This window comes from Sphingomonas sp. Leaf22, assembly GCF_001421715.1.
Lineage (GTDB): Bacteria > Pseudomonadota > Alphaproteobacteria > Sphingomonadales > Sphingomonadaceae > Sphingomonas.
In genome coordinates, this window is the sequence record NZ_LMKP01000012.1 from 376,984 (window position 1) to 388,632 (window position 11,649).

Genomic DNA, 11,649 nt, shown 5'->3' on the forward strand with positions numbered 1-11,649 from the left:
GGTGAGACGGGCCATGGCCGGCAATGACGGGCCGATCGGATACGAATGGGCATTATTGCGTTGCAGCATGGAATCGATTTATCCGGAGACCGCCATGACCGCACCCGCCCAATCGCCGCGTCTGGCGCTCGCGTTGCAAGGGGGTGGCGCGCATGGTGCCTATGGCTGGGGGGTGCTCGACCGGCTGCTCGAAGAAGACTGGCCGATCGTCGCGGTAAGCGGCGCGTCGGCCGGGGCGCTGAACGGTGCGGCGCTAGTCACCGGCTATGCCAGCGGCGGGCGGCAGGGGGCGAAGGACGCGCTGGCGCGGTTGTGGGACAGCGTTTCGCGCAACTCGCCGTTGCAGGCGTTCGATACCGATTTCTGGATGATGCCGGCGTTCGAACCGTTCCTCCGCCGGTCGCTGGAATTCAGTAAACTGTTCAGCCGCTATATCGCGCCGCTGTCGCCGGGATTGCGGGACATGCGGGCGCTGCGGCGGGTAGTCGGCGACAGCCTCGACCTCTCGCTGCTGACGTCGCCCGACGCGATCCCGTTGTCGATCGCCGCGACGCGGGTCGCGACCGGGGCGGCGCGGCTGTTCCGGAATGACGAGATCACGCTCGGTGCACTGATGGCGTCGGCCTGCCTGCCCGATCTGTTCGGGCCGGTGACGATCGACGGCGAACCCTATTGGGATGGCGGCTTTTCGGCCAATCCGGCGCTGGAGCCGCTGATCTTCAACGGGCATGGACAGACCGACATGCTGATCGTGCAGATCACGCCGTTCGCCACCCACGAGACGCCCGACACGCTGGTCGAGGTGATGGGCCGGATGAGCGATATCGGGTTCAACGCCTGCCTGTTGCGCGACCTGAAGGCGTTGACCGAGGTGCAGACGATCGCGCGGCGCGCGCCGCCGATCGACGATACTTTCACGGCACTGGCGCAGACCAACCTGCACCTGATGGAGGCCGCGCCGGCACTGTCCGAGCGGGGACCGACCGGCAAGAGCGATACGCGCCGGTCGCAGCTGGAGGCGTTGCGCGAACTAGGCCGGGCGACGGCGGATGCGTGGCTGGCCACGCATGGCGCGCAGCTGGGGCAGGGATCGACGCTGACCGAATTGCCCGAGGCGGTGGCGGCGTAATCAGGCGGTGACGATCGCGCCGTCGGCGAGCGTCACCGGCCATGGCGTCAACGACTGGCCGGGGCAGGGGCCGCCGAGGCACCTGCCATCGTCGATCGCGAACAGCGCGGCGTGCCAGCTACAGGTGATCGCGCTGCCGTCGGGCGTCAGATAGGCGTCGAGCGTCTGGGCGAGGGGCAGGCCCATATGCGGGCAGCGGTCGACATAGCCGACCACCGCATCGCCGCGCCGCACGACGAAGCCGTGGAAGCGCCCGGCGCGCAGTTGCAGCACGTAATTGCGTGCGCGACCGTCGGCGATGTCGGTCAAGGCTCCAAGCGTCACCCCGGCCGGGGTGGCGAAGACGCGGGTGTCGATCATCCGGGCAGGCGTGCCTTGGCGAAACCGGTCCAGACATCGTCATAGTCGAGTTGCATGGTCGGCGATGCCATCGCCCAGCGACTCGGCTTCACGACGTGGCGGGTTTCGAACATGAAGGCCATGGTGTCGGTGATCTTGTGCGGTTTAAGCTCGGCGGCGACGGCCTTGTCATAGCTGGCCTGATCGGGGCCGTGGCCGTTCATCTGGTTGTGCAGCGACGCGCCGCCGGGGGCGAAGCCGCCTTCCTTCGCGTCATAGGCACCGGTGATGAGTCCCATGAACTCGCTCATGACGTTGCGGTGGAACCAGGGCGGGCGGAACGTGTCTTCGGCGACCATCCAGCGCGGCGGAAAGATCACGAAGTCGCAATTGGCAGTGCCGGGTGTGTCGCTGGGCGCGGTCAGCACGGTGAAGATCGACGGATCGGGATGGTCGAAACTGACGGTGTTGATCGTGTTGAAGCGGGTCAGGTCATAGCGGCACGGCCCGAGATTGCCGTGCCACGCGACCACGTCGAACGGGCTGTGGTCGAGGGTGGTGGTCCACAGGCCGCCCTGAAACTTCTGGATCACTTCGCAGGGGGTGTCGCGATCCTCATACCATGCCGATGGCGTCTCGAAATCGCGGGGGTTGGCGAGGCCGTTGGCGCCGATCGGTCCGAGATCGGGCAGGCGGAACAGGCTGCCGTAATTCTCGCAGACATAGCCGCGCGCCGCGCCATCGGGTAGCGACACGCGGAAGCGGACGCCGCGCGGGATCAGGGCGATCTGGAGCGGGGCGATATCGATCCGGCCGAGTTCGGTGTCGATCGCCAGCCGACCCTGCTGCGGCACGATCAGCAATTCGCCATCAGCCGAGAAGAAGGCGCGCGCCATGTCCTGGTTCGCGGCATAGAGGTGGATGCCGACGCCGCTCTGCGCCGCGACGTCGCCGGTCGCGCCATAGGTCACGAGACCGTCGACCCAGTCGGTCGGTTCGGTCGGCAAGGGCAACGGGTCCCAGCGCATGCGGTTGGGGCTGGGCGGTGGACCGGCGATCGGTGCGGTCTCGACGGTCGTTGCGCCGGTGTACGGCACGAACGCGCCGTGATTGGCGGTCGGGCGCAGGCGATAGAGCCACGAACGCCGGTTCTCGCCGCGCGGCGCGGTGAAGGCGGTGCCGGAGAGTTGTTCAGCATACAGGCCGAACGGGACATGCTGCGGGCTGTTGCGACCGATCGGCAGCGCATCCGCGACGGCTTCGGTGGCGATGTGGTTGGCGAAACCGGGGTGGTAGGTCATGATCACCTCATCAATCCTCCCTGGTACGGGGAGGAGCTTGATCGTTGCCCGCCGGGCCGTCAGTCGCGGCAAAGCCGCGCCTTATGGCCCGGCTCCGCTGCGCTGGCCGGGCGGGGCCGGGCACCTGCGTGCCCGCATCCGGCCGATGCCTCAAGCATCGACCGTAATGACGCCCCGCCGGATCTGATCGAGCTCGATGCTTTCGTACAACGCCTGAAAATTGCCGTTGCCGAACCCTTCATTGCCCTTGCGCTGAATGATTTCGAAGAAGATCGGCCCGAACATCGGTTCGGTGAAGATCTGCAGCAGCAACCCTTCCTCGCCGACATTGCCGTCGATCAGGATGCGGTTGCGGCGCAGGCGTTCGAGATCCTCGCCGTGGCCGGGTACGCGCTTGTCGACCAGTTCGTAATAGGTCTCGATCGTGTCCTGCAACTTCACGCCGCGCGCGCGCAGCTTTTCGACGGTGTCGAAGATGTCGGCGGTGGTGAAGGCGAGGTGCTGGATGCCTTCGCCATTATAGTCGCGGATGAATTCCTCGATCTGGCTCTTGTCGTCCTGGCTTTCGTTCAGCGGGATGCGGATCGCCTTGTCCGGCGCGATCATCGCCTGGCTGAACAGGCCGGTCGCCTTGCCCTTGATGTCGAAATATTTCTGTTCTTCGAACCCGAAGATCTGGTTGTAGAAGGTCGACCAGGTTCGCATCTGCCCGCGCTTCACATTGTGGGTCAGATGGTCAAGCAGGTCGAGACCGACATTGTTGGCGGCCTCCGCCTCGGCAGCGCCGGGAATCGCGTCCCAGTCGTCGTACAGCGATCCGGCCGCGCCGTGCCGGTCGACCAGATACAGCATCGATCCGCCGATGCCCTGCAACGCATAGCCTTCGCCGAGCACGCCTAGCGCCGGATCGGCGGGCGTCGCACCGCGCGCGACGGCGGCTTCGAACGCGGCTTTCGCATCGGCGACGCGGAACGCCATCCCCGATGCCGACGGTCCATGCTGCGCAGCAAAGTCCGCAGCATGGCCGTTCGGAATACGGTTGAGCAGTAGGTTGATCCGGCCCTGCTTGTAGCGCACGACGTCGCGGCTGCGATGCTTCGATGCGGCGACGAAGCCGAATTGTTCGAGCTGGGCGGCCATGCGGTCGAGATCGGGGGCAGTGAATTCGCAGAATTCGAAACCGTCGAGACCCATCGGGTTGACGTCCATATGCTCCACGGCGGCATCCTCCTAATTCGTATCAATTGATACGAAACTGATCCTAACCGACCGATGTGTCAAGCGGCTCCCATGGTGGCGGCGACAGGCGATCGGCGAGGAAATCGATAAAGGCGCTGACCGCCGGGCGCGGCTGGGCAGCGTGCAGCGCGTGGATGGCAAGGTCATGGGCCCCCTCCCATTCGGGCAGGACGCGGACCAGCCGACCATCGGCCAGCGCCTTGCCGACATCCCATAGCGATCGCAGCGCGATACCGACCCCGGCCAGTGCCAGTTCACGGACGATCTCACTCGAATCGGTGCGAACGTGCGACACACCCTCGACCACGGCGCGCCGGGCGGGTCGCAGCAGCGTCCACGGCAATTGCCCCTCCGCCGCGAGCAGGCGGTGGCCGGCCAGCGCGGCGGGGCTGGTCGGCACGCCGTGCGCGGCCAGATAGGCGGGACTGGCGCACACCACCCGCCGGTTGCCCGCCAACCGCCGCGCGACATAGCCGGCAGGCGGGTCGGCGGTGATGCGGATCGCACAGTCGATCCGGCCGGCGGCCAGATCGACATAGCCGTCCGACAACGTCAGTTCGAGGGCGACCGCCGGATAGAGACGCAGGAAGTCGCCGAGATGGGGCGCGATGTGCAGCCGTGCGAACGAGGTCGGTGCGGCGATGCGGAGCGGGCCGGCAGGAGCGGAAGCGGCACCGGTCACCCGCGCCTCCGCTGCGGCAAGCGCGGCGAGAATCTGCTTCAGGTCGGCATGGAGTTGCGTACCGACCGGGGTCGGGTGCAGCCGCCGGGTCGTTCGCTCGATCAATCGCACCCCGAGCCGCGCCTCCAGCCGGGCCAGCCGTTTCGAGACCATCGCCGGCGATGTGCCGCTGGCCCGTGCGGTCGCGGCGATGCTGCCGCTGTCGAGGATCGCGACGAAGAGCGCATGGTCGGGGTCGAGCGTCATTCGTTCCTCCATGGAATGACTGTCCTGCGATTATGATCGCTACCGATGCGAAAAGCGAGGTGGTAGCACTTCGTCGCACAACAACCGTCCTTCCGGGATTTGCCGGTACGACGTGCGGGGAGGATGCCGTGCTGCAAGCCTATGTCGATCGCGCCGGACTATCGGTCGCCGCCGAACTGGCCGAGTTCATCGAAGCACGGGCGTTGCCCGGCACCGGTATCCCGGCCGACTCCTTCTGGGCAGGGTCGGCGGCGATCCTTGCGCGCTTCGCCCCCGAAAATCGCGCGCTGCTCGCCCGGCGCGATGCGTTGCAGGCGCAGCTCGATGCATGGTTCGTCGATCGCGCGGGCCAAGCGATCGATCCGGCCGAACAGGCGGCGTTCCTGCGTTCGATCGGCTATCTGGTCGACGAGCCTGCGCCGTTCGAGGTCGACCCGACCGGCGTCGACGCGGAGATCGCGACGCTGGCCGGACCGCAGCTGGTCGTGCCGATCCTGAATGCGCGGTTCCTGCTGAACGCCGCCAATGCGCGCTGGGGCAGCCTCTACGACGCGCTGTACGGCACCGATGCGATCCCCGGTACGCCGGAACCGGGCGGCTATGACGCGGCGCGCGGGCAGGCGGTGATCGACCGTGCGAAGGCGTTTCTGGACGAAACGGTGCCGCTGGCCGGGGCGAGCTGGCGCGACTGGACCGGCGACGCGCCGCGACTGGCCGACCCCGTGCAACTGGTCGGTCGGGCGGGCGACAACCTGCTGCTGCGCCATCATGGGCTGCACATCGAACTGGTCATCGATCGCGACCATGCGATCGGGCGCACCGATCCGGCGGGGCTGGCCGATATCCTGCTCGAATCGGCGCTGACCACGATATGCGATCTGGAGGATTCGGTCGCGGCGGTCGATGCCGAGGACAAGGTTGCCGCCTATGCCAATTGGCTGGGGCTGATGCGCGGCGATCTGTCGGCCAGCTTTGCCAAAAGCGGACGGACGGTCACCCGCACCCTCGCCGCCGATCGCCGCTATGTCAGGATGGATGGCGGCGAACTTACCCTGCCGGGACGGTCGCTGCTGTTCGTGCGCAATGTCGGGCATTTGATGACGACGCCCGCGCTGCTGCTGGCCGATGGCGGCGAGGCACCCGAAGGCATCGTCGATGCGATCGTCACCAGCCTGATCGCGCTGCACGACCTGAACGGTGCGCGCTCCAATAGCCGGGCCGGATCGATCTATATCGTCAAACCCAAGCAGCACGGGCCGGAAGAGGTCGCGTTCACCGACCGGTTGTTCGACGCGGTCGAGGACCTGCTGACGCTGCCACGCCATACGATCAAGGTCGGGGTGATGGACGAGGAACGGCGCACCTCCGCCAATCTGGCGGCGTGCATCCATGCCGTTCGCCACCGGATCGTGTTCATCAATACCGGTTTCCTCGACCGCACCGGCGACGAACTGCACAGCGCGATGCATGCCGGGCCGATGATCCCGAAGGGCGAGATGAAGGGGGCCGACTGGATCGCGGCCTATGAGGATCGCAACGTCCGGACCGGGCTTGCCTGCGGCCTTGGCGGGCGGGCGCAGATCGGCAAGGGGATGTGGGCCGCGCCCGACCGGATGGCCGATATGCTGTACCAGAAGATCGCGCATCCGATGAGCGGGGCCAGCACCGCATGGGTACCGTCGCCGACCGCCGCGACGCTGCACGTGCTGCACTATCATGCGGTCGATGTTGCGCAGCGACAGGCGGCACGGGCGGCCGAACCGGTCGTACCGCTGACGCGGTTGCTGACCTTGCCGCTCGCGGTGGGGCGGAACTGGGATGCGGACGAGGTTGCGCGGGAGCTCGACAATAATGCGCAGGGCATCCTCGGCTATGTCGTGCGCTGGATCGATCAGGGGATTGGCTGTTCGAAAGTGCCCGATATCCACGACGTCGGATTGATGGAGGACCGCGCGACGCTGCGCATTTCATCGCAGCATATCGCCAACTGGCTGTTGCACGGGGTGTGTTCGGCGGCGGACGTCGATGCGGCGTTCGACCGGATGGCGGTCAAGGTCGACGCGCAGAATGCCGGCGATCCGGCCTATCGGCCGCTGGCGGGCGGCGTCGCGCTGGCGGCGGCGCGGGCGCTGGTGTTCGAGGGACTGGCGCAGCCCAATGGTTATACCGAGCCGTTGCTGCATGCGTATCGGAAGGTGGCGAAGGCGGCGGCGTGAAAGGCAGATGGTCGGTGACGGTTGACGCATGTTTTTGCATCGACCGGCACGTTTGCTACTGGCCGGCATTCGCATGGCGGCCGAAAGTCGGGTACCTTGGCTACCGGTAAACGGTGATGACAGGAGGTTCGATGCGAACGTTGCTTTTGGCGCTCACGCCGTTCGCGGCGACCGTGGCGGCGGCGCAGACCCCCGGTTTCGATGCGGTGGCTGCTGCCCCCAAGAGCCATCGCATTCTGTTCGAGGATGACAAGGTGCGTGTGTTGCGGGTCGAAGTGATGCCGGGCGCGACGGAACCGGTGCACGATCACCGTTGGCCAAGTATCATGTATTTCGAACGGCCCCAGCCGATCACCTATATCGAATACAAGCTGGTCGACGGTCGCCCCGTCGAGACCCAGCGCTTCGATGCACACGCCCTCACCGTCGGCCAGACAGTGCGCGGGGCACCCGAGGGCCTGCATGCCGTCAAGAACCGGGGCACGGCACCATTCGTTGCCGTGCGGGTCGAGTTCAAGGACGGTACTGCGGCAACCAGTCGATAGGCTCGCCGATCGGTGATCGGTTTCTGCGAACGGTAACCGATCACCCCGCCGCGACGCCCCCCGCCGCCGGCTCCAGCGCGTTGATGGCGGCATGGACCCGCGCCTCGATCTCCTCGCGCGGAAGGCCGGGGGGGATCGGATCGAGGAAGCGGATCGTGATGACGCCCGGTCGATTGGGGCCGGGGCGTCGCATGCAGTGGCCGCTGTCGAGTGCGACCGGGACGACGGCCATGTTCAGCGCCTTGTACAGCCCGGCAAAGCCCGAGCGGAGCGGCGGGGCTTCGCCGACGGGGACCCGCGTGCCTTCGGGAAAGATCAGGACCGAACGGTTCTGCTTCCGCGCGACGGCGGCTTCCTTCAGCATCTGGCGCAGCGCCTTGGACGACGCATCGCGGTCCACGCCGATCGCGCCATAGGCACGCGCGGTACGGCCCCAGAAGGGCATGTCGATCAGCTCGCGCTTCATGACGATCAGCGGGCCGTCGATCCGCTGCGCCATCTCCAGCGTTTCGAACATCGCCTGATGCTTGACCGCGAACAGATAGGTGCCGGGCGGGCGCGCCCCCTCTACCCGGACGCGCACGCCCAATATCCAGCGGGCGAGGAAGCGGTGGGTGGCGATCCAGACATGGGCGTGGACGTGCATCGCGCGCTGCCCGAACCATGCCGAGACCGGCGCGCTCAGCACGATCGGCCCCGAAGCGGCGTAGAACAGGATGCGGAACACCCAGGTGCGGATCCACGCGATCACAGATCGATTCCCAGCCGCATCACCACGCCCCGCACCAGATATTTGTTATATTCGCCGAACAGCAGCGCGAAGCCCGGATGACCGGTCACCGGATCGCGCACGATCTCGACCGAATTGCCCAGCGCATGGCGCAACTCCATCGTCGCGCGCGCCATATGCCAGTTCGACGTCACCAGCCGGATCGAGCGATAGCGGTTGCGGCGGACCCACTCGGCGGTCTCGTCGGCATTGGAGCGGGTGTCGACCGCTTCCTTGCCCAGATCGACGCAGCAGCGGAACAACGCGCGCGGCGCATCGATCGCCGCGGCCAGTTCGCGCGGGCGGACATCGGGGTCGACGCCGGTGATGAGCATCCGCGGCGCCTGACCCGCCGCCAGCACCGCCAGCCCGCGTTCGATCCGGCCCGACCCGCCGGTCGGCACGACGACGCCATCGGTCCGCTGTTGCAGCGGGCCGGGCTGCGGCAGGGTCACCGCGAACAGCGCGAAGCCGAGCGCATAGAGCAGCAGCGCGACCGAGAAGAGCCGGCCCATCACAACACCCGCGCCAGCCGCCGCAGTACCGCGATCCGCGCGGCGAACATCGCAAGCAGGGTGAAGGCGACGGGCAGGACGGCGATGACCAGCCAGTCGAGCGGCCGCAGCGAAACGCCGTCGGCCAGCTGCGAATCGAGCGTCGCCATCCGTTGTCCCAGCAACGCCACCAGCAGCTCGCCGGCCAGCGCGCCGATCAGCCCGCCGGTCAGCGTATCCTGCCCGATGCGCCGCTGGAACAGGCGCGCGATCTGAAGGTCGGTCGAACCCAGCATGTGCAGGATGTCGATCGTTCCGCGGTGCGTATCAAGCCCCGCACGGGCCACCAACAGGACGACCGCCGCCGTGGCGCTCGCCATCACCATCACCAGCCCGAGCGCGGTCCAGCCGAGCGCCGCGACGAAAGCGCGCACCGGGGCCAGCCACGTCGCATGGCGATCGACGCGGATGCCGTCGCCAACCGCCTTCGCCAGCGCGTCGACCCGGGCGACGGTGGCATCGTCGCCGCTGCGCAGATCGACATCGACCATCGCCGGCATCGGCAGGTCGGCGTCCAGCCCCGCCTCGCCCAGCCAGGGTTCGAGCAGTTCGGCGAGGCGGGCACGGTCAACCTCGTTCGCGCGGGCGACGTCGGCGGAACGGCGCAACCGGCCGAGCAGCGCGGCGGTGACCGCGTCGCGGCGGGCGGCGTCGCCCTCGATCACCTGGACCGTCAGCCGTGCCGCCAGTTGCCGGTCGAGCGCGCGCCCGGCCCCTCGCGTCGACAGGCCGAGCGCGGCGCTGAGCGTCGTCAGGAAGATCATGATCGCCATGATCCACACCATCGCCCGCCGCCCCTGTCGGTCGTCGAGCAGCGGTTGCACGGCCGCGCGCCCGATCATGCCGCGTCCGTGGCGGCGAGCAGCCGTCCGGCGTCCAGCTGCATCACCAGCGCATCGGGGACGCGGTGGAGCAGGTGATGGTCGTGGGTCGCCATGACGACGGTGGTGCCGAGGCGATTGAGCGAGGCGAACAGCTTGAGCAAGCGTTCGGCCATGATCGGATCGACGTTGCCGGTCGGTTCGTCGGCGATAAGGATTTCCGGTCGGGTGATGACGGCACGGGCGATGGCGACCCGCTGTTGCTCCCCGCCCGACAGCGTCGGCGGGCGGGCATCGGCACGATCGGTCAGCCCGACCCATGCCAGCATCTCGGCAACCGGCCCGGCCAGTTCGTCCTCGGGCATGCCGGCGACGCGCAAGGGGAGCGCGATATTGTCGCGGGCGGAGAGATGCGGGACCAGCCGGAAATCCTGAAACACCACCCCGATCCGCCGCCGGAACCCCGGCAGCCGTTCGCGCGGCGACAGCACCATATCCTCGCCGAACAGCCGGATGACGCCGCGGCTGGGCCGCTGCGCCAGATAGAGCAGGCGCAACAACGAGGTCTTGCCCGCGCCCGATGCGCCGAGCAGGAAGTGGAACGTACCCTCGCTAAGCGTGAAGCTGAGGTCGCTCAGCGTTTCCGGCCCGTGACCATAGCGAAGGCCGACATTCTCGAACTGAACGATACTGGCCACGTGCGCCCTTGGATTCCGCCGGTCGACCCTGCCAATCGCACATGGGGGCGTTTGTCTCAAGCCGGGCAACATCGCGCCTTGCCCGGATGGCGTCGGGGACGTAGATTCAACGCTTGATTTCAAGGCGCGCCCGGTTCGCCCCGCATCAGCGGTGGCGCGGCGCGGCTCATGCAGGGGGCAGGGGACGCGATGATCCTCGAATGTACGCAATGCCATATGCGCTATCTGGTCGCCGATTCGGCGATCGGACCCGCGGGGCGCACGGTTCGTTGCGCGGGATGCCGGCATAGCTGGTTCCAGCCGCCGGCGATGGTCGATCTGGGCCACGGTCCGCGTGAGACGCCGCCGCCAGCCGAGCCGGTGCGCGTGCCGCAGCCGGTGGTCGCCGATGCCGTGCCCGACATGCCGCGTGCCGCCCCGGTCGGCGACTATGCCCCGGCGGCACCGGTCTTCGCCGAATCCGCCTATGCCGCCGATGTGGCGCGGCCGTTGCGGGCGCGCACCGCCGAACCGGCACGGCGCTATATCGACCCCGATGCCGAACGCGCCGAGCGGGGCGAGACGGTCAGCGCCTTTGCCCATCAGCCGCCGTTCGTACCGCGCCGCAATCCCGCGCGCCGTCGCACCGCGATCGCGGTAGCCGCCGGCGTCGCGATGCTCGCCGCGACGGGGGCGATCCTGTACACCGGCACGCCGGGCATCGCCGAGCAACTGGGCCTGCCGATCGCGACCAATGCCGATGCGGCGCTGAAATTCGCCATCAACACGCCCGAACGGCGGCTGTTGTCGAGCGGCAACGAATTGTTCGCGGTTTCGGGCAAGATCATCAACGAAACCGGCAGCCGCCAGCGGATTCCCGATATTCGCGCGGTGCTGAAGGACGATCAGGATCGCAGCGTCTATAGCTGGACGATCAAGCCGCAGACGCGGGCGATCGGACCGAGCGGCAGCCTGAGTTTCAACAGCGCGGCGCTGGACGTTCCGGCGAATGCGAAGGAACTCGAACTGAGCTTCGCGTCGGGACTGTAGGCGGCGGGATCGCGGTAAGGGGGCAGGAGCGCCCGCTCCCCATGACCGATGCCTTGCGTTCGGCGGCGGCATTTGCCAGTG

At 67.6% G+C, this 11,649-nt stretch carries 12 protein-coding genes; 4 read left to right on the plus strand and 8 right to left on the minus strand.

Annotation, left to right across the window (positions count from 1 at the left end):
- The first annotated feature begins 94 nt into the window (after positions 1-94).
- The gene (locus ASE70_RS08465; RefSeq protein ID WP_235519675.1) at positions 95-1,129 is read left to right on the plus strand and encodes a patatin-like phospholipase family protein; all 1,035 of its coding nucleotides are present in this window, start codon (positions 95-97) and stop codon (positions 1,127-1,129) included.
- Here ASE70_RS08465 and ASE70_RS08470 read toward each other — a convergent pair whose 3' ends face one another.
- The 4 genes from ASE70_RS08470 to ASE70_RS08485 all read right to left on the minus strand — a co-directional run bounded on the left by ASE70_RS08470 (position 1,130) and on the right by ASE70_RS08485 (position 4,936).
- Complete coding sequence (locus tag ASE70_RS08470; RefSeq protein ID WP_056503372.1) at positions 1,130-1,489, minus strand: Rieske (2Fe-2S) protein; 360 nt, start codon at positions 1,487-1,489, stop codon at positions 1,130-1,132. It abuts the gene before it with no gap.
- Positions 1,486-2,769 carry a homogentisate 1,2-dioxygenase gene (hmgA, locus tag ASE70_RS08475; RefSeq protein WP_056503374.1) on the minus strand — a complete coding sequence of 428 codons (1,284 nt, stop codon included), beginning with the start codon at positions 2,767-2,769 and terminating at the stop codon, positions 1,486-1,488. Before hmgA ends, ASE70_RS08470 begins: the two co-directional genes overlap by 4 nt.
- Before the next feature lie 150 nt (positions 2,770-2,919).
- On the minus strand, positions 2,920-3,978 hold the full coding sequence (gene hppD, locus ASE70_RS08480; protein WP_056503376.1) for a 4-hydroxyphenylpyruvate dioxygenase: 1,059 nt from the start codon (positions 3,976-3,978) through the stop codon (positions 2,920-2,922).
- Positions 3,979-4,030: 52 nt separating this feature from the next.
- Positions 4,031-4,936: a LysR family transcriptional regulator gene (locus ASE70_RS08485; protein WP_056503379.1), complete on the minus strand. Its 906-nt coding sequence runs from the start codon at positions 4,934-4,936 to the stop codon at positions 4,031-4,033.
- A gap of 131 nt (positions 4,937-5,067) precedes the next feature.
- On the opposite strand from ASE70_RS08485, the gene ASE70_RS08490 reads away from it, so the two are divergent.
- Together ASE70_RS08490 and ASE70_RS08495 are read left to right on the plus strand one after the other, a co-directional pair.
- Positions 5,068-7,152 (plus strand): malate synthase G, encoded by a 2,085-nt coding sequence (locus ASE70_RS08490; RefSeq protein WP_056402545.1) that lies wholly within the window; start codon positions 5,068-5,070, stop codon positions 7,150-7,152.
- A 131-nt stretch (positions 7,153-7,283) separates the two neighbouring features.
- Entirely contained in the window at positions 7,284-7,697 is a 414-nt protein-coding gene (locus tag ASE70_RS08495; protein WP_082450868.1) for a hypothetical protein, read from the plus strand.
- A gap of 40 nt (positions 7,698-7,737) precedes the next feature.
- On the opposite strand, the gene ASE70_RS08500 is transcribed toward ASE70_RS08495, so the two are convergent.
- The 4 genes from ASE70_RS08500 to ftsE are packed head-to-tail and all read right to left on the minus strand — an operon-like array spanning position 7,738 to position 10,539.
- Positions 7,738-8,448, minus strand: a complete 711-nt coding sequence (locus tag ASE70_RS08500; RefSeq protein WP_056503390.1) for a lysophospholipid acyltransferase family protein — start codon at positions 8,446-8,448, stop codon at positions 7,738-7,740.
- Complete coding sequence (locus ASE70_RS08505) at positions 8,445-8,984, minus strand: YdcF family protein (RefSeq protein ID WP_056503394.1); 540 nt, start codon at positions 8,982-8,984, stop codon at positions 8,445-8,447. The genes ASE70_RS08500 and ASE70_RS08505 overlap by 4 nt, the downstream gene beginning before the upstream one ends.
- Positions 8,981-9,862, minus strand: coding sequence for a cell division protein FtsX (locus tag ASE70_RS08510; protein WP_056503397.1), 882 nt, complete (start codon positions 9,860-9,862; stop codon positions 8,981-8,983). Before ASE70_RS08510 ends, ASE70_RS08505 begins: the two co-directional genes overlap by 4 nt.
- Entirely contained in the window at positions 9,859-10,539 is a 681-nt protein-coding gene (ftsE, locus tag ASE70_RS08515) for a cell division ATP-binding protein FtsE (RefSeq protein ID WP_056503400.1), read from the minus strand. Before ftsE ends, ASE70_RS08510 begins: the two co-directional genes overlap by 4 nt.
- A gap of 189 nt (positions 10,540-10,728) precedes the next feature.
- Between ftsE and ASE70_RS08520 the strand changes: the two genes are divergently transcribed.
- On the plus strand, positions 10,729-11,568 hold the full coding sequence (locus ASE70_RS08520) for a zinc-ribbon domain-containing protein (protein ID WP_082450896.1): 840 nt from the start codon (positions 10,729-10,731) through the stop codon (positions 11,566-11,568).
- Positions 11,569-11,649: the final 81 nt, after the last annotated feature.

Coding starts and splice junctions, on each gene's coding strand:
- ASE70_RS08465 (WP_235519675.1), top strand. CDS start 95: ATGACCGCACCCGCCCAATCGCCGCGTCTGGCGCTCGCGTTGCAAGGG.
- ASE70_RS08470 (WP_056503372.1), bottom strand. CDS start 1,489: ATGATCGACACCCGCGTCTTCGCCACCCCGGCCGGGGTGACGCTTGGA.
- hmgA (WP_056503374.1), bottom strand. CDS start 2,769: ATGACCTACCACCCCGGTTTCGCCAACCACATCGCCACCGAAGCCGTC.
- hppD (WP_056503376.1), bottom strand. CDS start 3,978: ATGGACGTCAACCCGATGGGTCTCGACGGTTTCGAATTCTGCGAATTC.
- ASE70_RS08485 (WP_056503379.1), bottom strand. CDS start 4,936: ATGACGCTCGACCCCGACCATGCGCTCTTCGTCGCGATCCTCGACAGC.
- ASE70_RS08495 (WP_082450868.1), top strand. CDS start 7,284: ATGCGAACGTTGCTTTTGGCGCTCACGCCGTTCGCGGCGACCGTGGCG.
- ASE70_RS08510 (WP_056503397.1), bottom strand. CDS start 9,862: ATGATCGGGCGCGCGGCCGTGCAACCGCTGCTCGACGACCGACAGGGG.
- ASE70_RS08520 (WP_082450896.1), top strand. CDS start 10,729: ATGATCCTCGAATGTACGCAATGCCATATGCGCTATCTGGTCGCCGAT.